This is a genomic window from Undibacterium sp. Ren11W (assembly GCF_049340485.1).
Lineage (GTDB): Bacteria > Pseudomonadota > Gammaproteobacteria > Burkholderiales > Burkholderiaceae_D > Undibacterium.
Window position 1 is genome coordinate 110,442 of sequence record NZ_JBMPPB010000006.1, and the last position, 24,863, is coordinate 135,304.

The 24,863-nt window shown below is 51.6% G+C and carries 21 protein-coding genes; 11 read left to right on the top strand and 10 right to left on the bottom strand.

Annotated features, from left to right (window positions below):
• Window positions 1-68 precede the first annotated feature (68 nt).
• On the top strand, window positions 69-1,007 hold the full coding sequence (locus ACO0K8_RS14670; RefSeq protein WP_422947404.1) for an alpha/beta fold hydrolase: 939 nt from the start codon (window positions 69-71) through the stop codon (window positions 1,005-1,007).
• Window positions 1,008-1,108: 101 nt separating this feature from the next.
• On the opposite strand, the gene ACO0K8_RS14675 is transcribed toward ACO0K8_RS14670, so the two are convergent.
• Window positions 1,109-2,176 carry a serine hydrolase domain-containing protein gene (locus ACO0K8_RS14675; RefSeq protein ID WP_422947405.1) on the bottom strand — a complete coding sequence of 356 codons (1,068 nt, stop codon included), beginning with the start codon at window positions 2,174-2,176 and terminating at the stop codon, window positions 1,109-1,111.
• Between the two features lie 390 nt (window positions 2,177-2,566).
• On the opposite strand from ACO0K8_RS14675, the gene ACO0K8_RS14680 reads away from it, so the two are divergent.
• The 3 genes from ACO0K8_RS14680 to ACO0K8_RS14690 all read left to right on the top strand — a co-directional run bounded on the left by ACO0K8_RS14680 (window position 2,567) and on the right by ACO0K8_RS14690 (window position 4,879).
• On the top strand, window positions 2,567-2,986 hold the full coding sequence (locus tag ACO0K8_RS14680; RefSeq protein WP_422947406.1) for a hypothetical protein: 420 nt from the start codon (window positions 2,567-2,569) through the stop codon (window positions 2,984-2,986).
• 130 nt (window positions 2,987-3,116) lie between these two features.
• The gene (locus ACO0K8_RS14685; RefSeq protein ID WP_422947407.1) at window positions 3,117-3,845 is read left to right on the top strand and encodes a DUF4386 domain-containing protein; all 729 of its coding nucleotides are present in this window, start codon (window positions 3,117-3,119) and stop codon (window positions 3,843-3,845) included.
• Between the two features lie 29 nt (window positions 3,846-3,874).
• On the top strand, window positions 3,875-4,879 hold the full coding sequence (locus ACO0K8_RS14690; RefSeq protein WP_422947408.1) for an alpha/beta hydrolase family esterase: 1,005 nt from the start codon (window positions 3,875-3,877) through the stop codon (window positions 4,877-4,879).
• 47 nt (window positions 4,880-4,926) lie between these two features.
• Here the strand turns inward: ACO0K8_RS14690 and ACO0K8_RS14695 are convergent, their stop codons facing one another.
• From ACO0K8_RS14695 to egtD, 7 genes are all read right to left on the bottom strand, one after another.
• Entirely contained in the window at window positions 4,927-6,240 is a 1,314-nt protein-coding gene (locus ACO0K8_RS14695; RefSeq protein ID WP_422947409.1) for a hypothetical protein, read from the bottom strand.
• Window positions 6,241-6,243: 3 nt separating this feature from the next.
• Window positions 6,244-7,065 (bottom strand): outer membrane lipoprotein-sorting protein, encoded by an 822-nt coding sequence (locus tag ACO0K8_RS14700; protein WP_422947410.1) that lies wholly within the window; start codon window positions 7,063-7,065, stop codon window positions 6,244-6,246.
• Window positions 7,066-7,077: 12 nt separating this feature from the next.
• Window positions 7,078-8,472 carry an ABC transporter permease gene (locus ACO0K8_RS14705; protein ID WP_422947411.1) on the bottom strand — a complete coding sequence of 465 codons (1,395 nt, stop codon included), beginning with the start codon at window positions 8,470-8,472 and terminating at the stop codon, window positions 7,078-7,080.
• Window positions 8,469-9,185: an ABC transporter ATP-binding protein gene (locus tag ACO0K8_RS14710; protein ID WP_422947412.1), complete on the bottom strand. Its 717-nt coding sequence runs from the start codon at window positions 9,183-9,185 to the stop codon at window positions 8,469-8,471. Before ACO0K8_RS14710 ends, ACO0K8_RS14705 begins: the two co-directional genes overlap by 4 nt.
• A 107-nt stretch (window positions 9,186-9,292) precedes the next feature.
• Window positions 9,293-10,135, bottom strand: a complete 843-nt coding sequence (locus ACO0K8_RS14715) for a helix-turn-helix domain-containing protein (protein ID WP_422947413.1) — start codon at window positions 10,133-10,135, stop codon at window positions 9,293-9,295.
• Window positions 10,136-10,282: 147 nt separating this feature from the next.
• Window positions 10,283-11,488: an ergothioneine biosynthesis protein EgtB gene (gene egtB / locus ACO0K8_RS14720; RefSeq protein WP_422947414.1), complete on the bottom strand. Its 1,206-nt coding sequence runs from the start codon at window positions 11,486-11,488 to the stop codon at window positions 10,283-10,285.
• 11 nt (window positions 11,489-11,499) lie between these two features.
• Window positions 11,500-12,507: an L-histidine N(alpha)-methyltransferase gene (gene egtD, locus ACO0K8_RS14725; RefSeq protein WP_422947415.1), complete on the bottom strand. Its 1,008-nt coding sequence runs from the start codon at window positions 12,505-12,507 to the stop codon at window positions 11,500-11,502.
• 321 nt (window positions 12,508-12,828) lie between these two features.
• Here egtD and ACO0K8_RS14730 point away from each other — a divergent pair, with 321 nt between their 5' ends.
• The 5 genes from ACO0K8_RS14730 (at window position 12,829) to ACO0K8_RS14750 (ending at window position 16,409) form a co-directional block, all read left to right on the top strand.
• Window positions 12,829-13,665 (top strand): HAD hydrolase family protein, encoded by an 837-nt coding sequence (locus ACO0K8_RS14730; protein WP_422947416.1) that lies wholly within the window; start codon window positions 12,829-12,831, stop codon window positions 13,663-13,665.
• 286 nt (window positions 13,666-13,951) lie between these two features.
• Window positions 13,952-14,545, top strand: coding sequence for a hypothetical protein (locus ACO0K8_RS14735; protein ID WP_422947417.1), 594 nt, complete (start codon window positions 13,952-13,954; stop codon window positions 14,543-14,545).
• Between the two features lie 123 nt (window positions 14,546-14,668).
• Window positions 14,669-15,190, top strand: a complete 522-nt coding sequence (locus tag ACO0K8_RS14740) for a GNAT family N-acetyltransferase (protein ID WP_422947418.1) — start codon at window positions 14,669-14,671, stop codon at window positions 15,188-15,190.
• 77 nt (window positions 15,191-15,267) lie between these two features.
• Window positions 15,268-15,756: a cupin domain-containing protein gene (locus ACO0K8_RS14745; RefSeq protein WP_422947419.1), complete on the top strand. Its 489-nt coding sequence runs from the start codon at window positions 15,268-15,270 to the stop codon at window positions 15,754-15,756.
• 110 nt (window positions 15,757-15,866) lie between these two features.
• Window positions 15,867-16,409: a hypothetical protein gene (locus ACO0K8_RS14750; protein ID WP_422947420.1), complete on the top strand. Its 543-nt coding sequence runs from the start codon at window positions 15,867-15,869 to the stop codon at window positions 16,407-16,409.
• Between the two features lie 107 nt (window positions 16,410-16,516).
• Here ACO0K8_RS14750 and ACO0K8_RS14755 read toward each other — a convergent pair whose 3' ends face one another.
• Window positions 16,517-19,006 (bottom strand): adenosylcobalamin-dependent ribonucleoside-diphosphate reductase, encoded by a 2,490-nt coding sequence (locus ACO0K8_RS14755; RefSeq protein WP_422947421.1) that lies wholly within the window; start codon window positions 19,004-19,006, stop codon window positions 16,517-16,519.
• A 451-nt stretch (window positions 19,007-19,457) separates the two neighbouring features.
• Here ACO0K8_RS14755 and ACO0K8_RS14760 point away from each other — a divergent pair, with 451 nt between their 5' ends.
• Entirely contained in the window at window positions 19,458-19,862 is a 405-nt protein-coding gene (locus ACO0K8_RS14760) for a ribonucleotide reductase subunit alpha (protein ID WP_422947422.1), read from the top strand.
• A 37-nt stretch (window positions 19,863-19,899) separates the two neighbouring features.
• Here the strand turns inward: ACO0K8_RS14760 and ACO0K8_RS14765 are convergent, their stop codons facing one another.
• Entirely contained in the window at window positions 19,900-22,152 is a 2,253-nt protein-coding gene (locus ACO0K8_RS14765; RefSeq protein ID WP_422947423.1) for a DPP IV N-terminal domain-containing protein, read from the bottom strand.
• 311 nt (window positions 22,153-22,463) lie between these two features.
• On the opposite strand from ACO0K8_RS14765, the gene ACO0K8_RS14770 reads away from it, so the two are divergent.
• Window positions 22,464-24,800, top strand: a complete 2,337-nt coding sequence (locus ACO0K8_RS14770) for a catecholate siderophore receptor Fiu (protein WP_422947424.1) — start codon at window positions 22,464-22,466, stop codon at window positions 24,798-24,800.
• Window positions 24,801-24,863 lie beyond the last annotated feature (63 nt).

The following is a 24,863-nucleotide window of genomic DNA, read 5'->3' on the forward strand; positions in this document are numbered from 1 at the left end:
TCGGTAGCCAGGCTGCAGATAGATGGCGCTTTCGCCAGAATAACAACACCTAAGCAAAAAGTGAGCATATGCGAAAATTAATCCCCGGTCTGATCTTGGCATTGAGTCTGAGCTTGAGTTTGAGCGGCTGCGTTGGCGTCGAAAATAAACTCTCTAGCTGGGCCATAAACGGCGAGCGTGCACTGGCCAGTGTGCAGAAAAAACAAGTAGTGGTAGGCGATTTTACTGTGCCGTATCTGGAGGGTGGTCAGGGTGAAACGATTTTTTTAATCCATGGTTTTCAGTCGAATAAAGACATCTGGATCAGATTGGCAGCCCAACTGACTAAGCATTATCATGTCATCGCCATCGATCTGCCGGCGCACGGCGACAGCAATATTCTGATGGAGCAGAGTTACACCATCCCCGCGCAAGCGCAGCGTGTGGTGGCGATCATGGATGCGCTGCATCTGATGCAGCCGGCACATTTGATGGGACATTCCATGGGCGGTGCAATTGCCTACCATGTCGCGCTGCTGGCACCGCAACACGTCAAGAGTCTGGCCTTGATGAACGCAGCCGGGGTGATGTCGGCACAGCCTAGCGAACTGTTCCTGCTCAATCAACAAGGTGAAAATCCGCTGATCGTGCGTAATCCGCAGGAGTATAAAAATATGCTGGCCTTTACCATGACAGATCCGCCGTATCTGCCTTCGCTCTTGATCGCCTCGCTGACCCGCGAAGCGATCGCGCGCGAGCCGATAGCCCGCAAAATTTATCAGGATATACAGCTGCAGTATTCGCTGGATATAGAAAGCAGCTTACCAAAAATCAAAGTGCCGACCTTGATTATCTGGGGCGATAAAGACCGCGTATTAGATGTCTCCAGTACCGAGGTGTTTAAACGACTGATCCCACAGGCGCAGCTAGTCATTTTCAAAGACGTAGGCCATGCGCCGCAACTGGAACGCACCAAAGAAACCGCCATCGCGTATCAGACGTTTTTGGCGGGGGTAAAACCAAACTGAGCGCAGCTTAGGGGAAATGATCTAGCCTGGACCAAAGCTTCATCGGTTCTGAATCATTGATCGAATAGACGGTCAGATTTCCTGCTCTGCGCGGAGCAGAGTTATGGTATTTCACAGTGCGCCGTCGCCAGCAGGCGGGCAGCGGCGAGAAAGTTATCTTTACTCACGCCCGGCGCCTTCCAATTGCCCGCAACCGGAAGCTCTCGTTTGTGGGCAATCACCATGCGGTTTTTAGGAATTATCAGTAGGTACTGCCCCTGCAGACCCCAAGCCATATAGGCTCCGTTCAGGGGCGAAGCTGTCGGCTCTTCCAGCACCCACCACATATAGCCATAAGCAACATGGCGTGCTGCGGTACTGGCAGGATGCATTTCTGATGAGGGCGTAAAGCTAGCAGTGGTCTTTGCTAACCAGGCGGTGGGCACTATTTGTTGATTTTTCCATTTGCCGTTGGTGAGTGCCAGGTAACCGATACGAGCCATGTCCCGGGTCGACAGGAAAAAGTGATAGGGCAAATACCGTGATTTATTTTTGTCACCAAATTTGTGCTGTTCTTTTAATCGAAAATCCTGCAGTTGCAAAGGCTGCGCGATATCTTCTTCAAACGTGCGGTAGATATCGCGCTTGGTAAGACGTTCAAATATTTCGCCTGCAAGATTGAAGTCCCAGTTGTTATACAGAAAATAGCTTCCTGCCGCTTGCGAACCTCTTTCCGGAGCCTGCTTGAGATCGTCGCCAGCATTGGCGGCCAAATGAAATACTCCGGAACGTGCCGTTAACAAATCTTGCACTGTGGCTTGCTTCTCCTGCGCTAGCAAACCACCTATATCGTCGACGCCAATTTCTTCCAGTGTCTTATTCAAATCAATGCTGCCGTTCTCTACATAGTTACCGTATAACATGGAGAGCAGACTTTTTCGGGCTGACTCGATAATACTAACTTTGTCGGTTTGACCGTAGCTAAATAATATGCGCCCGTCTTGGACCGCGATGACGGAACTAGTCGCCAGCGTCTGAAATAGTGTGCGCGCTTCAGACAGCTGGTTTTTGCATGCTGGCGTCAGTGTTGATGTCTGAATTGTTTCCCACTCTCGCCCCGGATAGTGAAATTCTTCCTTGTTCAGTTCGGTGGCTAATCCCAACTGTATACCTAAGCTAAAACCGAGCACAACGATGCAAAGGGATAGGTATAGTCGAAACGGAGATCTGCGCAATATGGGCATTATATTTTTGCTGTGCTTAATCATCAGTAAGTAGGCCGGCTTAAGCTTCATCAACTCAGCATTTGAAGCAGAATACCTTGCCGGTCTGCTTAATTCAAACGGTGAATTCAAAATCAGCCAGTTTGTATTTCGTCGTAGTCTAGCGTGTTTGGGTACCCCCTGTCTGCGAGTCATCGCAAATTGCTTAACTCACCTTCCGCCTTGATTTATTCTCACCCCGTACTTTTAGCCTTTGCCCGTAAGGTGGCGCAATGCCATAGCGTCATATCGCCACCAGCTTGCGGGCAATCATGTTTTACCAATGCATGTGGAAAAAACTATTTAGGAGTGAGTAAAATGAATCAAGTTTCGGTGTTTCGTCTCTACGTGCTACGCGCCTTGTATCTATTGGTTTTCATTGGTCTTGGCGTCCAAATATGGCCCACTATTATTCGCCATGCGACGCCATGGGAATTTATGCACGGCGTTGAACTTTGTATGTTGGCCGCTTTTTCTTTACTGTGTGGACTAGGCATACGCTATCCCTTGCAGATGCTACCGGTACTGATGTGGGAATTGATCTGGAAAACGATCTGGCTCGCTATTGTCGCCTTGCCGCTCTGGCTATCAGGTAATTTAGAAGAAAAAATGCTGCCTAATGTGTTTGCTATTTCTTTAGTCGTGCTGGTGTACCTCGCTATTCCCTGGCCTTACGTTTATAGTCATTACGTGAAAAAACCTGGTGATAAATGGAGCAAGACCCAGCATCAAGCATAATTTTCTGTCGTCTTCAGAAGCAATTGAAGTAGCGATTGAAGTAGCGATTGAAGTGGCGTGTTTTATGCAAAATGAGACTGTGGCAGCGGAACAAGATTAAATAATAAGAGTACATTAGGAGAGAACTATCATGAAAAACTACAGTCTTGAGACTTCCCCGCAATGGTATGCACGCGCCGCTGGCGCGCTGTATCTGGCAGTAATTGCCCTCGGTATTTTTGCCGAGGCCTATGTGCTCAATCATTTTCGTGCTTCGGCTGACGTCGCAAGCTTAGCCCAGAATATCCTTGCAGAGCCCATCCTCTGGAATCTGGGCGCATTCGCCAATTTACTACTGGTGTTGTGCGCTATTGCTCTATCGTGGTTGCTGTACCTATTACTGCGGCCAGTCAACCGCAATCTGATGTTGCTCGCTGCGTTCTTTAATATCGTCTCACTGGCGGTTGAAACCATCAGCAAGCTGTTTCAGCTTATGCTTAAACCTATCTTGACCAGCACTAGTATGGCGAAAGCCTTTGAACCTGGGCAATTACACGCTTTGGCAAATTTTGCTTTAAGGTCGCATGATATCGCCTTCAATGTGGCGCTGATTTTTTTTGGTGTTGCCTGCATCCTGTATGGTCAGCTAATTTTTAAATCAGGCTATTTGCCGAAGTTTGTTGGCGTGTTAATGCAAATTGGCGGGGTCAGTTATTTGATCGCCTGTTTTGCTGCACTATTTGCTCCAGCGTTCTCGAATATGATTAACCCGGCCATTTTGATACTGCCGCTGCTTGGCGAAGCTTCACTGTGTCTTTGGCTGCTAGTGAAGGGCGTTAATCTGAGCAAGTGGAATTATCAACTCGTCGCACAGTCTTAATCGAAAATAGGCAAAAAATGCGTCTCATCATGAAAAAATTCTTCACTTTTCTGCGTTTCTGTTTTTATGGCTTACTCGGTCTCATTGCACTGGGCGCTGCGCTGTTCTGGTATTTTATTTATTCGCCTGACCCCGAAATGCCACAACTGTCTGGCACGGTGACCAAGGCTAGTATCGAGGTGGACGGACTGACGCGTAGTTATCGAAGCTATCTTCCTAAAGGGCTTGCGAAAGGCGCGCCTTTAGTCATGGTGATGCATGGCTCTGGCCAAAATGGTGCGCAAATCCGACTCGAGACTGGCTATGGATTTGAGCGTCTTGCCGACCAATATGGCTTTGCCGTGGTTTATCCGGATGCCCGCAGTTTCGATTGGAACGACTGTAGTAAAGTGGGCGACTACACTTTTGAAGGTCGCGCGGTCGACGATGTTAATTTTTTAGACGTGCTGGCCGACAAACTTATTGCCGACATCGGCATCGACAGCCACCGCGTATTTGCGACCGGGGTTTCGTCTGGCGGCTTTATGGCTATCCGGCTGGCGCTGGAGGCACCCACAAAATTTCGTGCGGTGGCAGCGGTATCGGCAAACTTGCCTAGCGCAGAGAACTTTAAATGCAAGCCCGCAGCGCAAGGCACTTCGGTCATGTTCATGAACGGCACCAAAGATCCTCTGGTGCCTTACGCGGGGGGCGAGTCTAGCCTGTTTGGCTTGTTCTTTAAGAGCGGCATGTTGCATTCATCACGTGAGTCGGCGGATTACTTTGCTAAAAAAAATGGAAACTCGGGCGTACCTACTATGACGCCGTTAGCCGTGCCGGGCGACGCTCAGGTCGAACGTCAGGTCAAACAAAAGGTCGAACGTGCAGTGTGGCGTGACGACAGCAAACTGGAAGTAGAACTGGTTAGCATACACGACGGTGGCCATGGTCTGCCACAAGCCTACTGGCGTCGCCCTAGACTATTGGGTCCATCACCCATGACGCCAGATGGACCTGCATTGATCTGGGAATTTTTTGCACGCCAAAAACCATGAGTGACCAACCAGCAAACTGAGCGGCAGAGTAATTGGGGTTGTGCCGCTTAAAAATAGTAGCGCAGCAGCGCCTGCCAGCTGTATTTTTGCAAAGCGGCACCGTAGGTGCTGCTGAGTTCTCCACTGTTGCGCTGCCATTGCAGGGCGAGGTCCACGTGCTCCAGATGGTAGCGCGCTTCTAGCCACGACAGGCGACTGTGGTCGGCCAGATTGAGTTTTTGCATGGCGCTTAGATCGAGATGCTGGAGCATGGCATCTGGCCAGCTGGCATACAAAAATACTTCCTCTCTGGTGGCCAGTTCTTGTTGGTTTTGCTGCCACTGCCGGTATTGCAGATAGGGTAGCGCGGCGCCATGCTTGATGCCGTTTCGCAAGGCACTCCAGCCCTGATCGTTGAGGGCGCTGCCGTTGTATTCATATTCCAGCGTCAGCGACAGCTTGCTGGCTGTGGTGTAGGTGAGGCCGCTTGCCAGGCGATTGCGAAACGCACTATCGTCTTTGCCATGCAAAGCTTGCGACAGCATGGAACGGCTGCGGCCGCCCGAATATTCCAGGTACGCTACTGTAGCGTCGTTGAGCAGGGTGGTCAGGTTCATCCCGATTTGGGGCGCAGCCTGGGCCGCTCCATGGATTATCCATTGCGGAGTGATATCGCCCACAATACCGTCAGGCAGTTTTTGGCTGAGCGCGATCAGCCAGCGATCTTGCGAATTGGTCGCGCCCAGATCGGGATTAAAGCTGCCGGAATTGGGCTGCTGCGCTAATTGGGGCGAGTACAGGGCGGTGACGGAGCCGCTATCCCACAGATGTTGGCCGCGCAGCATGACGCTGCCCATACGGTTCTTTTTCAGGCTGGCGGGATCGACCGAGACTACCGAGCGCACCGCATTGCCGCGAAAAAAATCAGTTGGGTTATAGCCGCTGGCGACCCCGTAGGGGACGTTGATGCGCCCCAGATCGGCTAACTGCTGCGGCTGTGGCTGCCAGCTCAGATAGGCTTCTCTCACCGTGTTGACGTCGTTGGCAAGCGACTCATGAGCTTGTTGCTGTTGCCGGTTGAGATCGAGGCGGTCGGAGAAGACGGCACGCCAGCCGGGTGCAAAGCGCTGCTCAAATTGTAGGTCTAGCGAGATGCGTCGATTGCTGTTGTGCTTGCCCTGGCGTGGCTGGCTTTGCCCAAGCGCGCCTTCGATAAAGCTGTGCCAGTCGCTGACCGCAGCGGGGGCCTTATCGGCCGCGCTATCGGCTAATGTCAGGGCATCAAGATCATCAGGGGCTTGCGCCAGCGCCGTTGAAAAAAACGCCGACAAAAACGTAGAAAAAAACGTAGGAAAAAACGCAAAAAGACGGAACTTAAGCATGGCTTAATCGGGCTTGAAGCGTGACAGATAATCGCGTTGTAACCAGGCTTCCGGCACTTCGCGTTTGGCGTAGTCGGACAGGCGCAGTAGCGTGACCCATTGCGGATCGAGGCCGTCTATGATCACGGTTTCGGTAGGGCGCTCTTGTCCCAGCTGTTTTTGGTAATGGCGGAAATACGCCGTTTTCAAGAGCCGTGCGCTTTCTGTGTAATAGCGTGCCTTGATCGGGTGGTTGTTACTGGTGTCTATCCACAACTCGATGTGATGGTAGGTGACGTCTGGTGTGATGGCCGCCAGCGCCAGTTTGTAGCAGTGGCGGGTCTGGCGCTCGCCGTCTTGGGTATCTTCTTCGGCAGCCAGGCTGGCCTGATAATCCTTGGCCAGATTGACGGTGACAACGTCGCCGTTGGCGGCTTGCCCGAGTAGTCTTTGTTGCGGTGAGATCCGTATGCTGGCCTTGTTGGCAGGGTCGTAAAACCACAAGTCATTGCCGTTTTTCAGCATCAGTTTATTCGCGTCACGCGCCGGTGCCACAAAGCGTATCAGGTTGCGAAATTGTCCGCTCTTGGTATCAGCCCTGGAATATACCGCCAGCGTACTGCTATCGGTTTGTTTGCCGTTGCGATATTCGATCAGGGTAGTGGTCAGTCCAAACGGAAAATCGGGATTGCGCACTGCATCGCTGGCCGCTAGTATGCTTTGCGCATCCGGGGGCGCGGCGATGGCCGGGCTTAGTGTCAGACCCAGTGTCAAACTTATTGTCAGACTTATTGGCAGACTCAAGCTCAGGCTAGCCAGCGCCGATTTACTGAATAAATTTTTCATCATGATCTCTTTCTATACGTGGCGTAAGGCGTCAACGATCATCATTTTGGCGGCGCGATTGGCGGGCCACAAGGCTGAGATCACTGCCACCAGAAACAGGCCGCTGGCGCTGCCAAAGATCAAGCCCAGATCGCCCCAGATCCTGACCTTGAGCGGATAAGCGTACACATAGCCGGGTGGGGTCCAGGTTAAGCCGGCATGGTTGATCAGATAGGCGATCAACAAGGCCGCCAAGACACCCAGAACGGCACCTATCACGCCCAGCAACATGCCTTCGCAGACAAATAGACGGCGGATGCCGCCGCGCCTTTGGCCGATGGCACGCAGGGTGCCGATTTCTGTGGTGCGCTCGACGACCGCCATGCTCATGGTATTACCCACCGTGAACAGCACTATCACGCCTATCAGGGTGGCGATGAAGCCAAATACTGAATCAAAAAATTGTATGGTCTGGCCATAAATCGGTGCCAGCTCGGCAAAGCCCAGTAGCTCCATGGGGGCCGCGCTCTGTTTCAATAGTTCTGCCAGACGTGCTTTAGCGAGGGGCATCTGTGCCGTATGCTGCAGCTGTATTTGTATTGCGGTTACTTGCGGTGCATCGGCACCAAAGATCAGCCTTTGTGCCTGCGCTAAATGCATGACCATGTAGCTGTCATCGAATTCCTTCAGCCCCCAGTTCTCGGCCTTGATCACATTTAAGCTGGCGACATTCGGTGCGCCATGCAGATTGGCTGCCAGCATCTCTATGCTGGTGGCACCCTTGTGTTGTTCCTGATTGGTTTCCAGCTTTGAAAGCGCGGCGATGTCATCTGGCAGTGCCGCATTGGTAGATGCTGCTGCTGTGCTTGATGTAGTAGCGGTCTGGCTGCAATTGCTGACCTTGAGCGGGCCACACAGTTGCAGCATACGCGCCACGCCAGTGCCTATCACGACCGCGTCCTGGGCTGTGCCTGCCAGTGCTATCTGCGGCGTGTAGCTAGCGCTACCGTAATCGTCCCACAGGCGCATCTTATTTTGATCGTCTACCAAGACACCGCTGGCGATCACGTTCTTCGAGACCCCGGCGGAAAAATTGCCGGCGATGCCGCCCAGTTGCAGCTTGGGCGTGACCATGGTCAGCATCGGTGCCAGCACCGGGTCTTTTTTTACCTTATCCATCATGTTCTGATAATCGGCGATACCATACGCGGCCGGGTTACCGCTGCCATACAGAAAATAATCCTTGTGTTGAATTTGTAGATGGCCGTGCAATTGCACATAGCCGGTTTGCATTGCAAAGATCACGTTACGACTATAGCCGCCAAATACCAGAATGGTGACCAGGCCGATGATCATGGCAAGTAAAGTGGTCAGAGAGCGACGGCGGTTACGCAGCAAATTACGCAGGGCTAGCGATAGGGTCTTCATGCGGATACTCCGGCGGCGGCAACAACTGGCTTACGCTGTTCTATGTGGGTAATGCGGCCGTCGCGGATAAAGATGGCATCGTCGGCTTCGGCCTGCACTTGTGGGTCATGCGAAGAAAACACAAACGAGACCTGATGCTCACGCTGCATCTGGCGCATCAGCGCGATGATGGCGGCACCGGTCTGGCTGTCCAGATTGGCAGTAGGCTCGTCGGCTAACACCAGTCTCGGTGAAGTTGCCAGGGCCCGCGCAATTGCCACGCGCTGGCGCTGGCCGCCAGACAATTGGCCGGGACGGTTTTGCGCCCGATCCGACAAACCTACCGCGTCCAGCAGTGTCAGCACGCGTTGCTTGCGCTCGGCCGCTGGCATCTTACTCAGTAGCAGCGGGTACTCGATATTCTCATAGGTACTCAGCACAGGCAGTAAGTTGAAGTTCTGAAAGATGAAGCCCAGATGCTGGGCACGGAAATCCGATAAAGCGTCGTCGCTCATGCTGTTGATGTTTTGCCCTGCGACGATGACTTCGCCCTGATCTGGCCGGTCTATGCAGCCTATCAGATTGAGCAGACTGGTCTTACCACTGCCTGATGGACCGGAAATAACGGTGAAGCAATTGGGACGGATTTCCAGGTTGATGTCAGTCAGGGCCGGCACTGCAACGGCATCCAGATGGTAGATCTTGCTGACGTTTTTAAGAACTACGGGATTCATCATGCTCTCCAAAATATAAAAATTCTATTGCGATCAATAGTGCGGATTCTAGAGAGACTGTTGCGTAATTACTTGTATGGATCTGTCAAATTTGTACCGACCCGACATCAGACCGGTAAAAAAAGTTTCCTGGTATCTTGCTCGCTGAGGCGGTACAGCCAGTAGGCGGGATCGTCGCTGGCAATTTTTTGCAAGAGGGCGATCGGCGAGATGCCAGCCAGTTCCAGATATTCTTTATGCATATGGGCTTGATCGTAATAACCGGAGTCGTGTGCAATACGGGTCAGGTCACCCCAGCCTACCGGCATGCCTATGATGCGCAACAAAGACCAGCCAAAGCGCACCACTCTGCGGGTATCGCGCAAATTGACGCCGAAGGCTTCGCGCACACGGCGCTCCAGTTGCCGCTCGCCTATGCCGAAGGTCAGAGACAGGTCGATTAAAGGGGAAAACATTTTCTGATGCGCCGCCAAAAAACTGGCACCCATGCTGGGCTTTTTCTGGTGGTCCAACGTCTCCAGCAAAAAATCCTGAAACAGTGCGACATAGTCTGCGATCTCGCGCGCCTCATCAATGGCAGCTAGCAAGCGGCCGACTCGCAGGGGATCAGTCACTTCTTGCATAGGCAGATAACTCGATAGCACCGTGGCCGGCAGTATGCCGGTGGCCTGATGCAGCATGCCCGGCCGCAGCCCTACCGAAATCGACAGGGTCTTGGGTGCAGAAAATGAATGTACGACCCGATCGAAGGGCCCGCGCAAAATACAGCGTGGAACAGTCAGCAGGCTGCCGTCCGCTTGTTCCACTTGTACGCTGCCGCGTATCAGTAGCATTACCGACGGCGACAAACTGGCCGGGATAGATGATTCGCAGGCATCCAGTTCCAGCACCAGAATATGCATGAGTAGTTTGGCCAGTTTCGGGTGCGGCGGAAAAACGTGGAGTGTCATGGAGTCAGGGTGGGCCGGGCCAGAGTTGGTGCATGGAATGAATGGGCCTATTTTACCTAAGCGACGCGGCCAGCGATAGCTAGTCTGCGCAATGCTTGATAGCCAGGGGTAGAGCGGCGCTTGCAGGCCAGTTTTTGGCAGGTAAGATCAAGCTTCTTCTGGCTGCTCGGCACTTAAGGAGCGAGCCAGGCGTATCCCGCTCATTTGCCAGCGCGTCGTGGCCGGGAAAAAATTTCTGTAGGTGGCACGCGTGTGATGTGCTGGCGTTAAGGCCGAGGAGCCGCGCAATACATATTGGTTGACCATGAATTTGCCGTTGTACTCGCCTATCGCGCCGGCCGGTATCTGATAGCCGGGGTAGGGCGCGTAGCTGCTGCTGGTCCATTGCCAGCAATGATCGAATAATTGCTGTGGCGGCTTGGCTTGCTGCGCCGCGTATTCCCATTCGGCTTCGGTGGCCAGACGCGCCCCAGCCCAGTGCGCATAGGCGGCCGCTTCGAAATAACTGAGATGACAGACTGGCTTATGCAGATCCAGATCTTGTAGCCCGTGCAAACCAAATTCTTGCCATTGCGGCCCGTGTAAGTGCCAGTAAAGCGGATGGCGCACTTGTTCGGATTTGATACTGTCCCATCCTTCGGCCAGCCATAGCGCGGGATTTTGATAGCCACCCGCTTCTATAAAGGCTAGATATTCGCCATTATTTACCAGCCGGGTCGCTATTTCAAAGCCTTCGACAAATTGGCGATGGCGTGGGATCTCATTGTCAAAGCAAAAGTTCTTGCCACTGTGGCCTATCTCCAACAAGCTCGCCTGATAGCTTTGCCAGGTGAAAGGACTGGCCCAGTGCGGCTCCGGTAAAGCTGTGACAAACAGCCCCGGCAGCAGCGGGTTGCACGAGAACAGATGTTTGATATCGCTTAACATTAACTCCTGGTGTTGTTGTTCGTGCTGCAAACCCAGTTCCAGCAAATCGGCCCAAGGTGTTGACGTCTGTTGTTGCCACAGCGCTTGCAGGCGAGCATCTACATCATGCCGATACGCGATCACTTGCTCCAGGCTGGGGCGCGTCAATAAGCCGCGTTGTGCGCGTACTTGCTTTTCGCCGACCGCATCGTAGTAAGAGTTAAACAGCATACGAAATGCCGGATGAAAAGGCTTAAATCCAGGTTCCAGTGTTTCCAGAATAAAGGTTTCAAAAAACCAGGTGGTATGCGCCAAATGCCATTTGACCGGACTCGCTTCGGGCATAGATTGCGCCTGGCAATCTTCGGCTGACAAAGTCTCGGCGATGGCAAGTGAGCGGGCCCTGACTTGCTGCCAGCGCTTGAATAATTGCGTGTCCTGATTCATGTTTTGCTCGCTTAAAAAGCCTGAGCGTAGAACACGGCAAACCAGCCTGCAGGGTCGCACCAGTAACGCGCCCTGCCAAAGCCGGCCTGCTCTAATAAGTGTAGGAAAGAAGGGATGCTGTATTTATAGCTGTTTTCGGTATGGATGCGCTGTCCTTGCGCAAAATGGCGCTCTGCACCTGGCCAGCGTACTGTCACCTCTGAGCGCGCTTCCAGATACATTTCTATACGCGCCTGATCAGGATTAAAAAAGGCCACATGCTGCCAATCGCTGACCTTAAAATCGCTGGCTAACACGCGGTTCACATGACGCAGTAAATTCAAATTGAAGGCGGCGGTGACACCGAGCGCATCATCATAGGCGGCATCGAGTAGCTTGTGGTTTTTAATCAAATCCACGCCTATCAGTATACCTCCATCGACAACCGACCCATTGCCAGCAGTGTCAGTGACTTGGCAGGCGGCGTGCATCTGGCGTAAAAATGCGAGTGCCTGATCCTGGTCGAAATTACCTATCGACGAGCCCGGATAAAAGAACAGACGCTTATCGGGACGCACTTCATCCGGCAAGGCCCAGGGCGTAGAAAAATCTAGCCCTAAGGCGGTCATTTCTATATGTGGAAAACGCTGTTGCAGACGCTTGACCGATTCTTGTAAATGATCGACAGAAATATCGATAGGAACATATTGCTGAGGATGCAGTTGCGGAAACAGGCGTGCCGCTTTAGCGCAATTGCCCGCTCCCATATCAATGAGGGTGGTGCCGCTACCGATGACATGCGCCATTTCTGATAAGTGGCGGCTAAAAATATCGGCCTCGGTGCGGGTGGGATAATATTCCGGCAATTCGCAGATGGCCTCGAACAAGACCGATCCCACATTGTCGTAAAAATATTTTGGCGAGGTATGCGCCTTTGCTGCCAGCAAACCTGCTTGCAATTCTCGCTGTACGGAGCTGGCTGGCGACAAAGTGGCGGTGCTTGGTGGAGAAGCATGTTCTGGCGATGAGAAATGGTTCATAAATTAATCCTAAAGTAGAACTAAAGAAACCAGCTTAATTAACGCCCTGCCCATAATCAGCATGTAAAACGCGCATCAGGCAGGCTGCAAACTGCATCCAAGCGCCTATAATACATGGCAATTAGCTACTTGGTTTTTTTGCTACAAATTATCAGCTAGCTGCCACTACCTGCCTCCGCCTTGCTGATGCTAATTTCTAAGTTGCGCTGCTTTGCGCTAGCGCGTTGTCAGATGGTAATCTGCAGCGCGTAAAATACCCTTGCATGAATTTTTAATTATTTTTTTTACCTGTGTGCTATTGCCGGCTTAGAAAGTGAAAGTATGACGCTGTATGTATCTGATCTTGATGGAACCTTGCTGGACAGGGATGGTAAGCTCTCGGCACGTAGCCGCGCGGGGCTGACTAGCTTACTGCAGCAGGGTTTGTTGTTTACTGTGGCCAGTGCGCGCCATGTCTCGTCTATCCGCAGCATACTGGGCGATCTGCCTTTGTCCTTGCCTGTCATCTCGGGCAATGGCGCGTATATCGGGAATATGGACAGTGAGCGGCATGAACTAGTGCATGCAATGGAGCCAGCGCTGGCACAGGCTATTTTTGCGTTGATACGGCGCTTAGGGATGATGCCGTTTTTCGCCACCCACAACGGCGTGCGTGATCAATTGTTTTATCAGGTGGCGCAAAATCAGGGCCAGCAAGGCTTTGTCGACGAGCGTCTGCGTAATGCCGATCCGCGCCTGCGCCATACCGCGCGCTTGCAGGATCACTTGCACGATCCGGTGGTCACTTTCGTCATCATAGACCGTGAGCCAGCCTTGCTGGCGCTGCAAGCCGAGATCGTCGCCTTATGCGGCGATGCGGTCGAGACCCATGTGGCCGACGATCTGTATCTGCCCGGTTGGCCCTGGCTTACAGTGCACGATAAACGTGCCAGCAAAGATCAGGCGATACAAACGCTGGCGCAGCGCTATGGTTTGGCCGAGCGTGAGATTGTGGTGTTTGGCGACCATGTCAACGACGTCAGCATGCTGCGCGCCGCCCACCGTGGCATCGCTATGGAAAACGCGATCGCCGCCGTCAAACAAGAGGCACACACCGTAATCGGGCCACACTACGAAGACAGTGTGCTGAGCTTCATCGAAAGCGACTGGCGACGCTAGTTCTTGCACATATTTAGAAAAATAAAACAGGGTACGGCCAGCGCGCATATTCCATGCGCTTCTTCATACATGCCGCCAGCAGGCGCATGGGATATGCGCGTTGGGCCATGCCCATTTTCAAAATACCGGCAATCTGCTGGGCTTGCTTACTAACAGGGTATAAAAGTTAACTATTCTTTAAATTTTATTGGTGAAAGTGATACGTTTACTGGTATAACACGGCTCTAGCCCTAACAGCGATGGCCTAAGGCTATGCCCGGGTTTACTTTAAAAACTACTTTTAACTATGATGAAAAAATCGATACGCGTGTTTTCCGTGGCTGCTGCTTGCCTTTTGGCCTTATCCCTGATGCAAGGCTGCGCTACCAAAGTCAAAGCCAGCACTGCGACCAACCCAGCCCCTAGCGAGGCGTTTTCTTCCTATAGTCGGATTACTGTTAAACCAGCCGTGTTTAAAGCCGGCTACAAAGGTAGCGCTGCTGGCCTGGAAAAAATCCAGGCAAATCTGGCAAAAGATTTAGCACCATCTTTGGAAAGCTGGAACCAAAAGGCAGACAACGGACGCAGTCTGACCATAGAGCCTATCGTTGAAGAGCTGGAATTTACCCGTGGTGCTACGCGCGTATTCCTGGGACCGTTGGCAGGAAGTTCAGGCGTGCTGATGCGCGTCAAAATTACCGATGCGGATGGAAAAATAGTGGCGATACCAGAATTTTTTCAACGTGCAGATGCCATGGCTGCAGGCTTCCTGTTTGGCGTGCATGACAATCTGATGCTGACTCGCGTCGCGAACTTGGCCAGTGCCTATATCGTCACCAATTATGGTCGCGCCCAAGGTGGCCCGACTGGCGCTGATGATAAAGCGATCGCGCTGAAGTAAAAAATAGGTTCATTTGCTGGCGCCACTCTTTATCGACTATTGATGAATCAGTGTCTCCAGCAAAGCATTTGTCATAACTATTCCTGCTTACAATATTGATTTTCCATTTTCATTTATCCACCTATGCCCGCATTAACGATACAGCCGCCCACGCTCGCTGACATTGAAGCATTGTATGCATTCGAGCTAAGTAACCGGAGTTACTTTGAAACCTGGATCAACGCCCGACCGGCTGACTATTATTCCCTATCTGGCGTGGCGCAAGCCATAGAGAGCGCGCAGCACGATGCTGCCAAGGACCTCGCTTATCAGTTTTTGGTAAGAGAAAATGGTGTTCTACTAGCCAGAGTCAACCTGACGCAAGTTAAACGCCCGCATTTGCAGCAGGCCGCTTTGGGTTACCGGGTCGGCCAGGAGCATCAAGGCCGTGGTGTAGCCAAAGGAGCGGTGCGCCTGGCTTTGCAACAGGCATTTTCTGAGCTGGGCTTGTGGCGTGTAGAAGCGACTTCCAGGCCAGAGAATCCGGCTTCCGTCAAAGTACTGTTAGCGAATGGCTTTACGCAATTTGGTCATGCCAAACGCTGCTTTCAGTTGGGCACATGCTGGTATGATCTTTTGCATTTTGAAGCACACGCGGAACACTGAGTCAGCTTAACTTGTTGTAGTTAATCGGGATATGAAACTTCGTTTTTTTCAATTGTAATTTTAAGGAGAAATGAATCATGAGCGTGATCAATACCAGAGTCGTCAACATCGACGAATTGGAGCTGGAGCATTTTCAAAAGGGCGATATGTTCGAATGCAACGCCGTCCGTATCGGGCCGCAACTGGGTGCGAAAGAGCTGGGTTACTCCTATGATGTTGTGCCACCTGGAAAACGCTCATGTCCTTTTCACAGCCATAGAGCGGAAGAGGAGATGTTCTTCATCGTGAAGGGCAGTGGCTTGCTACGGTATGGTGAGGAGACACGAAAAATCCGCGCCGGTGACGTCATATGCTGCCCGACCGGAGGGCCGGAAACGGCGCATCAGATTATCAATGACTCGGCCGAAGAATTGGCCTATATGTCAGTCAGCACCATGCTGCCGGCCGAAGTCTGCGAATACCCTGATTCGAAGAAGATAGGTGCGTTCGGAGGCGGACTACGTCACATGACACGCACCGATAGCGATCTGGACTACTGGACCGATGAAGTTCCTTTGCTTCGATAATTACACTAAATGACAAGCGAGTTTTAAGAGTTTTCTCTTGAAATATTCTGCAAGCAAGGTCCAATTCGCCAAGCACGGTGGCGGACATTTCTAGGTATCGGAGATTCACAGTGGCACTTCCAGCGTCTTCTACAACTTTTTTGACTATCGGTATCGGCGCGCTCGTTGTCTGGCGTATTTACTCTCGCATTCGCCGCATGCTAGGTCGTCAAAAATTCTCGGGTGTGCGAGCCTGGATCACGATTGCTTTATTTCCTAGCTTGCTCGTGTTCTTACTTTTTTCTTCGCTGTCTGATCCCGTCAATGCCCTAGTCTTGCTATTGGGCGCAGTAGTCGGCGCAGCCTTGGGCCTATACGGTCTTCGACTAACAGTGTTCGAAGACCAGCCCGCTGGTAAGTTCTACACGCCGAATGCTCACCTTGGTATTGCGCTCTCTGTTTTATTGTTTGGCCGTATCGCCTATCGTCTGGTGCAACAGTACGGCCTTATGGCGTCGAGCGCAGCAATGCCTGAAGACTTCTTGAGGAGCCCAATCACTTTGTTGATCTTCGGTACTTTGGCCGCTTACTATGTCAGCTACGCCATTGGTCTGCTGCGTTGGCAATGTAGCTTGAGAGTCAGGGATTCCTCACCGTCCCAGCTACATTCATGAAATGCTCGCTCAGTTTATTTCTGAGTTAAAGCACGACGGAAAGAAAAAGGGCCAGTGATTTTCACTGGCCCTTTTCACACTTCAATCGACATTAGTTTGCAGTGGAATTAACCGCAAGCACCTACATAGCCGCAAGAAACGCAACGGCTGCAGCCGTCGATTTTTTGCAAGGCGTAGGCACCGCAATCCGGGCATTTTTTACCGGTTGCTGTATAGGTGATGGGTGCCGCATCTGCTTCGTAGGCAAGGTCGTCCATGCCGTAGGCTAAGGTTTTGTTTTTGAATTTGTCTGCCAGGACGGTGATCGGTACCTGGTTGCCAGCTGCATCCAAAAAGCCGCGTTTCATCAAGATGCGTTGCAGCGAGTAGCCGATGGCGGCTACTTCGGACTCATGGAACATTGGCGCTTGTGATCCGTCTTCTTTGGTGATCATGCCGCAACGTACCGTGCCCTTGTCCCATACCACTTCACGCATGTCGGCCAGCGCTTTGGCGATCGAGCCACCCGAACGGGCAGCCATCGACAATAGACGCATACTGGCCGAGATCCATTGCTGGCCATCATTCTTCTGACCAGCTGGCATGAAGAACTCGAAAGGCCTTTCGATAGTGGCGCGTTCACCGCCTACCATGCCCTGGATGTGGATGAAGCTGACCGTCAGATAGACCGTTTTCTTGCCTTCGTAAGTCATGTACTGCACTTTAGAGGTGACTGATTCTAGGTCGCCGAACGGGCGTCCATCGAATTGCTTGCGCAGCAAATCATCATCCGGCACGGTATTGACGACCGCTGCTGGCGTTGCCGACGCGACTGACAAGACGCTACCTAAAATACTGTTAGGGCGGTAGGTGGCGAGGCCTTTCAGACCTGCACGCCAGGCGTCCATGTACAGATCTTGGAAGTCTGCATAAGGGTAATCAGCCGGCACGTTGACGGTTTTTGAAATCGCTGAATCGATAAAGGGTTGCACCACTTCCAGCATCTTCATGTGATCGCTGGCCGACATATTGAGGGCAGTGACAAATTGATGCGGCAACTTACTGTCATCGCTAACGTCGTTACCCAAGTGGCGATACAGGCGCCAGGCGTGATCGGCGACTTCATAGATTTTGCTGTCGCCAACGGCCATACGTTTCTTACGGTTGTAGACCCATGAGAAAGCTGGTTCTATACCGTTCGAGGCATTGTCGGCGAAGGCCAAGGTGATGGTGCCGGTAGGCGCGATAGACAGCAGATGCGAATTGCGCAGACCGTGTTTGGACATGGCGCTACGGATAGCTTTTGGCAGACGCTTGGCGAAAACGCCAGCCAAGTATTTAGTGCTGTTAAACAGTGGGAACGCGCCTTTTTCTTTGGCCAGTTCTATCGATGCCAGATACGACGTGTCGCGCATGACCTCTGAGATTTTTTGTGCTAGGGCGCGGCCTTCGTCAGAGTCGTAACGCAGACCCATCATCACCAGCGTGCTGCCCAGACCCAAAAAACCCAGGCCGATACGGCGTTTCGACATGGCTTCGGCTTTTTGCTGTGGCAATGGCCATGCAGTGGCTTCCAGCACATTGTCCAACATGCGAATCGCCAACGTGACGACTTCTTTAAATGTTTCAAAGTCAAAGCTGGCAGTATTCCCGAATGCCGCTTTGACGAAACGCGTCAGATTGACCGAGCCGAGGCAGCAGCAGCCATAATCGGGCAAAGGCTGCTCGGCGCAAGGGTTGGTCGCTTCTATGGTTTCGCAGTAGTACAGATTGTTTTCTGCATTCATGCGCGACAAGAACAAGATACCTGGCTCTGCGTGATCGTAAGTCGACTTCATGACTTCGTCCCACAGATCGCGTGCTCTGACGGTCTGGTGTACCCACAGGCCATCTTCACGCAGATAGGCACCGGTTTCTTTTTTCTCGTCGCCAGGTTCTGCTTTGTGCACCAGACAGAAATCGGTGTCGTTGGCGACGGCGTTCATGAACTCGTCGGTAACGCCGATGGAGATATTAAAATTAGTCAGGCCGCCCTGGTCTTTGGAACGGATGAATTCAAGAATATCAGGATGGTCGCCACGCAACACGCCCATTTGCGCACCACGGCGCGCACCGGCCGACTCTACCGTGGAGCAGGATGCGTTAAAGACTTGCATGAAAGAGACCGGGCCGGAGGCGCGTGAGCGGGTGCCGCGAACCAAGGCGTCTTTTGGACGTATGGTGGAGAAATCGTAACCGACACCGCCGCCGCGACGCATGGTTTCTGCCGCATCGGACAAGGCGGTATAAATGCCAGGCTTGCCATTGGTGGTGGACGAGACCGAATCGCCTACCGGTTGTACGAAGCAGTTGATCAGGGTGGCGTGCAAATCCATACCCGCGGCGGAATTAATCCGGCCAGCTGGGACGAAACCATTTTTTTGTGCCCACAAGAATTTTTCTTCGTAGTAAGCCTGGAAATCGGGCTGCTCTACACTGGCTAAGGCGCTGGCAACGCGCGCTTGTACGTCCTGGATACTGCTTTCTTCGCCTTTGGCATATTTTTCGATTAATACATCGAGAGAGATTTCTTGTGGCGACATTTCTGTCAGTCCTAGCATTTTTTCGTTGGCGTTCATCTGGATGGAGTGGTAATGGTAAGTAGGGCGCTGTAATCTTAGTTGAATAGCGGGCAATTAACTTGTTACTGTGTAAATAGCAAAGGAAAATCTATGTATATCTTGCGGATGATCAATAAATAATAATGAACAAATAAGAGATAAATAATTTAAAAGTAACAAATAAAAACAGGTAAAAAGCGAAAAAATACCGGAAAAATAGTTCGGTATTTTATTTAATGTCGTGATTGTTTTGATTGAGTATTTAAGAGCATGTATTTAGGGCAATTGCCGCAAAACAAAGCTTGTTAAATTGCTTATTTTGAAGCCCGCTCGCGTCTGGCATTATAACCCTAGGCCCCCGCTTTTCCTTGATAGACCTCAAGAAATTCTGGGTACTTGGTATGCCGGAAAGATAAGTTAGCGTAAGCTTATTCTATGAAAAATTTGAATTAACACTAGGAAGAACATCGTGGAAATTAGCAGTTTTACCGATCTATTAGACGCCGCCAAAGCGCAATCGCAGCCGCAAAGACTGTTGTTTATGTTTGCCAAAGCCGAGCTGCCACCGGGGCTTAATGCGGAAGAAAAACAAGCGTTTGAAAACCGTCAGGGGGGCGCACTCACTGCCGTCATGTGTGTCGATAAATTGACGACTGAATTGCGCGATTTTGCCCATCTGGCAGCCGAGTCTGCACATACTGGCAAGCCTTGGGATATCGTCTTTGTGACGACGATGTCAGGCAAAAATGGACTTGCACCGAGCACGGAAGAAGCGAATCGTCCACTGGACATGATGGTGCAGTCTCTACGTAATGGCAATATCAGCCAGTATCTGGCTTTCAATCAGGCCGGTGAACTGGTGCAACTGTCTTAGATCCTTGTCATTTGTCAGGCGTAACTGTTCAGTCGGCTTATAAATTATTTTTGATGAAGTTCCATCTGGCTTTTTGCAGTGACCAGGTCTCCCAATCACCACGCACGCTGTGATCGCTATTGGGGTAGAGCTGCAACTCGTAGTCTTTACCATTTTTGATCAATGCATCGATCAGCATGATGGAATTTTGCGGGTGTACATTGTCATCCATGGTGCCGTGCATAATGAGTAGCTTGCCGCTCAGGTCTTTGGCGGCCTTCAATACGCTGGCCTGATCGTAGCCTTCGGCATTGTCTTTCGGCAGACCCATATAGCGCTCGGTGTAGATGCTGTCGTACAGACGGAAATCGGTGACTGGTGCACCAGCCAGACCGATCTTCCAGGCCTGGCTATGCGTCATGGCATACGAGGTGAAATAGCCGCCATAGCTCCAGCCATTGAGGGCGATACGTTCCATATCGGCCCAGCCCTGGCTCGCTAACCATGCCAACCCATCGAGTTGATCTTGCAGCTCTAGCTGGCCGAGTTTTTTGTGGATGGGCCAGGCGCTGGCAACGCCCTTATTGCTGGCGCTGCGGTTGTCGAGTATCCAGACTATATAGTCTTGTTGAGCTAAAAAGTGATGCCACAGATTGCTAGTCCAGCGATCGATTACTTGCGGCGCCATCGGTCCGGCATACAGATGCTGATACACCGGATATTTTTTTCTCGGGTCAAAATTGGGCGGTAGAAATAACAGGCTTTCCAGTAAGTGGCCATCGCGCGCCTTGATTTGCTGCTGCTTGACCGTGGCCAGTTTTAGTCCTCGCATGTTTTCAGGGATACCCTGATCGTCGACCAATTTGAGTAATGCACCGTTGTCGCTAAATAAGGCTTGTTTAGGCGTTTGCCTGAGGCCGCTCCAGCTATCGAGGTACTGGGTGTAGGTAGCGTTCCAGCGCACTTTATGCACGCCCCCTTCGGTGCTTAATCTTTGCGGATCGCCACCTTGCAGATTGACGGCGTATAGATCAACGCCGATAGGATTATGCGCGTTGGCGGAGAATAAGACTTTGCCCTTGCTTTGGTCTATGCCGTAGACCTGGCGCACATCCCAGTCGCCCTCTGTGATGGCTGCTTGCAAGGTGTATTTGCCTTGATCTAATCGATAGCGATACAGATGACGATGGCCAGTGCGATCCGATTCCCAGATAAAACTGCCGTCCTTGAGAAAGTGCGGCAATGGCAGGCGCTCGGTCCAGGCGGGGCTGGTTTCGCGCAGGATCAGCTTACTGTGATCGTTGAGCGTATTGATGCGCAAATCCAACCAGGTTTGTACGCGATCTTGCCAGGCGCTGATTAGTTTGCCATCGGGTGTCCAGCCGACCTGAACGATTAGACTTTCCTGGTCTGGATAGGGATCTGCGAGCCAGCTTACTCTGGCTTGCAGATCGACCACGCCTAGTTTGGCCAGCGGATTTGGATCGCCCGCTTTGGGATAGCGAGTGAGATTAGTTTTGAGTGGTTGTGCATGCTCGCCCGCCAGTGTGTAGAGCGGCACCTTAGTTTCGTCTAAGCTCAGAAAGGCGATGCGTTGCGAATCCGGCGACCAGTAGAAGGCGCGGAAAGAGCCGCGTCCGTAAACCTCTTCCTGATAGACCCAGTCTAGCCTTCCATTAAACACGGTCTCGCTGCCACCCGTAGTCAGGCGGGTTTCCTGGCCGCTGGCCAGATCGGTAACATATAGATCATTGCCTTTCAGGTAGGCGACAGTCTTCAAGTCGGGCGAGAGTAAGGGCTCATCTTCCGCTACCTCCGGAGTGCTAGTTAAGGCGCGAGCTTGCTGATTTTTTAGGTCGAGCAGCCAGATGTCGTTCCTGTAATTGAAAATGTAGACGTTGATTTCCGGGCTAATCTGTGGTGCGAGTTTTTCTGTAATTTTGAGCGCCTGTTTCTCTTCGATAGCGGCGCTCTTGAGTAGGTGCAATAAATTACCATCCAGAGGCAGTGCCTGTTTTTCCCAGGTCTGAGTATCGATCACGAATAACTGTAAGGCACCATCCCTTACTTGTGACTCTATCAGACGGTCTTGCTTATCCCAGGATAATTGCGTCAACGCAGCCATCTCGAAGCTGAGTTTTTTGGTGGGGTGATACAAGTTCTCCAAACTGAGCATGCCTTGCTTGATAGCGGTCTGCACAGGCGCTTTACTCGGTTCAGCGTCGCTGGCAATACTACTTGAAGTTGCGCAACTAAGTAGACACAATAGCGCGCTCATTGCGCTGCGTTTAATTGAAAAGCGTAGTGACATGCTTGGTAATCCAAAAATTGTTAAGCTGAGTTTAAGCTCAGTTCGAGGACGCGAATTTTACGCCTGCCCTGGCCATAGCTCTAGGATTTTATGTCTTGCTGTGCGATTGGCGGCGCTAAGTCATCAGAAAGTCTTGGAAGCACGGATCGACTTAAATGATATTAATTCTCATTTACACTTCAGTTAGACTTCGTTACAATACTAAAAATCGCAGCACCTTCCCGCCAGCCAACGAAGTATCAACGCCTGTCATTCGTCAGGCGTCGTATGTGAATAGCCAGCTACTCTTTTAACATTTTCAGAGAGATTTCATGGCTTTCATTACCAGTCGCAAGCACGCAACTAACACTCCCAAACAAAAAATTTCGGTACAGATGAGTAGCGCAGTAGCGCTGATGCTACTGCCTTTAGCGGCGCAAACAGCGCTGGCCGCCGATGTGCTTGCTAGCCCCGCAGCGACAAAAAACGAGAGAAGTACGCAGAGCCTGAAAGAGATCAGTGTCTCTGGCGAAAGAAGCAAAGCGGGGGTGAATGATTTCAAAGCCGATAAGGCTGCCTCGGTCAAGTACACCGAAGCGCTGGTCGATACTCCGCAAACCATCACCGTCATCAAGCGCGAGCTGATAGAGCAGCAAGGTGCAGTAACCTTGACCGATGCGCTGCGCAATACGCCTGGCGTGGGTACGTTTTTCTTGGGTGAAAATGGCAGTACCAGTACTGGTGACGCGGTCTACATGCGTGGCTTTGATACCTCGGGCAGTATTTATGTCGATGGTGTGCGCGATCTCGGTTCGATCTCGCGCGACATGTTTAATATTGAGCAGATCGATGTCTTGAAAGGCCCGGCAGGTACCGATAGTGGACGTGGTTCGCCAACTGGGTCTATCAATTTAAGTTCAAAACAGCCGACACTGGAAGATGCTTTTTACTCGCTGCTCACCGCCGGTAGCGGCAGTAATAAACGCGTTACGGCGGATTGGAATAAAGTCATTAACGCCGAGACCGGCACCGCCTTTCGCCTCAATCTGATGGATCAGGATAGTGGCAATCCAGCGCGTGACGAAGTGAAAAACAAGCGTTGGGCCATTGCTCCTAGTCTAGCCTTTGGTTTAAATGGCGCGACCCGCGTGAATCTGAATTATCTGCAAGTGAAGCAAGATAATTTACCCGATGGCGGTGTGCCTACCATAGGCTTGCCTGGTTACGCTAGTCCGGACCCTAAACGCCCGTTCATCGCCGCTGCACCTAAGGTCGACCCTAAGAATTTTTACGGAAGCTTGACTGATTTTAATAATGTCACTGCCGATATGGCGACGGTACGCGTAGAGCATGATTTTTCAGCTACTAGCAAATTGCAAAATACTAGCCGCTACGGTAAGACCAGTCAGAATTATTTACTCACTTCTTATCTGGCACGTGCCGACACTGTATTGACGCCATCTGCCACTAATTTGGCTAGCTGGGCCCTGATACGCACCATTCCTACCGTGAAAGATCAGATCAACGAAATACTCGCCAATCAGACCACGCTGAGCACACAATTTATCACTGGTGCCATTGCGCACTCCTTGGTGACAGGCCTGGAATTTATCAACGAGAAGCAAATAAATTATTCGTATAGCGGATTAGGAACTTTAGCGACGGTCAATTTGTATCACCCTGACCCCAGTGCTCCGGTTGCCGGTCTGAAGCTGCAGCGCAACGGCGCTCGCAGTGATGGCAGCACCAGTACCCAAAGTGCCTATGTGTTTGATACGTTGAAGCTGGGTGAACAGTGGCAATTTAATCTAGGCCTGCGCGCCGATCATTACAGCACTACTTATACCAGTATCACGGCTTTGACTGGCACTGGGATCCCAGCAGGCACCATGAGCGCGCTGGCAATCGACACCAGCGGTACTTTGATCAACGGCAAGTTGGCTGCTTTGTATAAACCAACTGCCGACAGCAGCGTATATGCGATGGTGGCGACTTCGAAACTGCCACCGGGCGGGAATAGTTTTGCCTTGAGTGCGCAAGCTAATAGTGCCGCAAATCCTAAGTTTGATCCGCAAGAAACCATCACCAAAGAGATCGGTACCAAATGGGATTTCTTGCAGCAAAAACTGGCATTCACGGCGGCGCTTTACCAAACTGAAGTGAAGAACGAAGTTGAGCAAGATCCGCTCGATTTGACCTATCGCCAGACCGGTAAAAAACGTGTGCAAGGGTTGGAGTTAGGCGTCACTGGAGAGGTGTTCCGTAATTGGCTGATCAGTGCCGGCTACGCGTATATGGATACCAGTGTGGAAGCGGGTAGTGTGGTCACCGCCAGTGGTGTAAATAATCTCAATTACACACCTAAGCAGACCTTTACCGCCTGGACCTCGTACACATTGCCTATGGGCTTGAAGCTGGGCGGTGGCGCACGCTTTGTAGATCAGCTAACGCGTGGTAAAGACGGCGCCGTTGGCACTCCTGTCAATACCGAAGCGTATTGGGTGTTTGATGCAATGGCCTCTTATCGCGTGACTAAAAATCTCGATTTGCAACTGAATCTATATAACCTTGCCGATAAAGAATACGTGGCATCTATCAATAAGAGCGGCTATCGCTACACACCGGGTGCGCCGCGCTCTTTTAGTGTGACGGCCAATGTCGCGTTCTAATCGAGCCTGAGCTACATCTATAGTGAGACGTAATTACTGCCCCAACGATGTGTCGTTTTCATT

Bases quoted from the DNA above. Each gene is read 5' to 3' on its own strand.
- egtD (WP_422947415.1), bottom strand. From the start codon at position 12,507: ATGAACCATTTCTCATCGCCAGAACATGCTTCTCCACCAAGCACCGCC.
- ACO0K8_RS14690 (WP_422947408.1), top strand. From the start codon at position 3,875: ATGAAAAAATTCTTCACTTTTCTGCGTTTCTGTTTTTATGGCTTACTC.
- ACO0K8_RS14755 (WP_422947421.1), bottom strand. From the start codon at position 19,006: ATGAACGCCAACGAAAAAATGCTAGGACTGACAGAAATGTCGCCACAA.
- ACO0K8_RS14740 (WP_422947418.1), top strand. From the start codon at position 14,669: ATGCCCGCATTAACGATACAGCCGCCCACGCTCGCTGACATTGAAGCA.
- ACO0K8_RS14745 (WP_422947419.1), top strand. From the start codon at position 15,268: ATGAGCGTGATCAATACCAGAGTCGTCAACATCGACGAATTGGAGCTG.
- ACO0K8_RS14770 (WP_422947424.1), top strand. From the start codon at position 22,464: ATGGCTTTCATTACCAGTCGCAAGCACGCAACTAACACTCCCAAACAA.
- ACO0K8_RS14695 (WP_422947409.1), bottom strand. From the start codon at position 6,240: ATGCTTAAGTTCCGTCTTTTTGCGTTTTTTCCTACGTTTTTTTCTACG.
- ACO0K8_RS14735 (WP_422947417.1), top strand. From the start codon at position 13,952: ATGATGAAAAAATCGATACGCGTGTTTTCCGTGGCTGCTGCTTGCCTT.
- ACO0K8_RS14715 (WP_422947413.1), bottom strand. From the start codon at position 10,135: ATGACACTCCACGTTTTTCCGCCGCACCCGAAACTGGCCAAACTACTC.
- ACO0K8_RS14705 (WP_422947411.1), bottom strand. From the start codon at position 8,472: ATGAAGACCCTATCGCTAGCCCTGCGTAATTTGCTGCGTAACCGCCGT.
- egtB (WP_422947414.1), bottom strand. From the start codon at position 11,488: ATGAATCAGGACACGCAATTATTCAAGCGCTGGCAGCAAGTCAGGGCC.
- ACO0K8_RS14710 (WP_422947412.1), bottom strand. From the start codon at position 9,185: ATGAATCCCGTAGTTCTTAAAAACGTCAGCAAGATCTACCATCTGGAT.
- ACO0K8_RS14765 (WP_422947423.1), bottom strand. From the start codon at position 22,152: ATGTCACTACGCTTTTCAATTAAACGCAGCGCAATGAGCGCGCTATTG.
- ACO0K8_RS14680 (WP_422947406.1), top strand. From the start codon at position 2,567: ATGAATCAAGTTTCGGTGTTTCGTCTCTACGTGCTACGCGCCTTGTAT.
- ACO0K8_RS14685 (WP_422947407.1), top strand. From the start codon at position 3,117: ATGAAAAACTACAGTCTTGAGACTTCCCCGCAATGGTATGCACGCGCC.
- ACO0K8_RS14670 (WP_422947404.1), top strand. From the start codon at position 69: ATGCGAAAATTAATCCCCGGTCTGATCTTGGCATTGAGTCTGAGCTTG.
- ACO0K8_RS14730 (WP_422947416.1), top strand. From the start codon at position 12,829: ATGACGCTGTATGTATCTGATCTTGATGGAACCTTGCTGGACAGGGAT.
- ACO0K8_RS14700 (WP_422947410.1), bottom strand. From the start codon at position 7,065: ATGAAAAATTTATTCAGTAAATCGGCGCTGGCTAGCCTGAGCTTGAGT.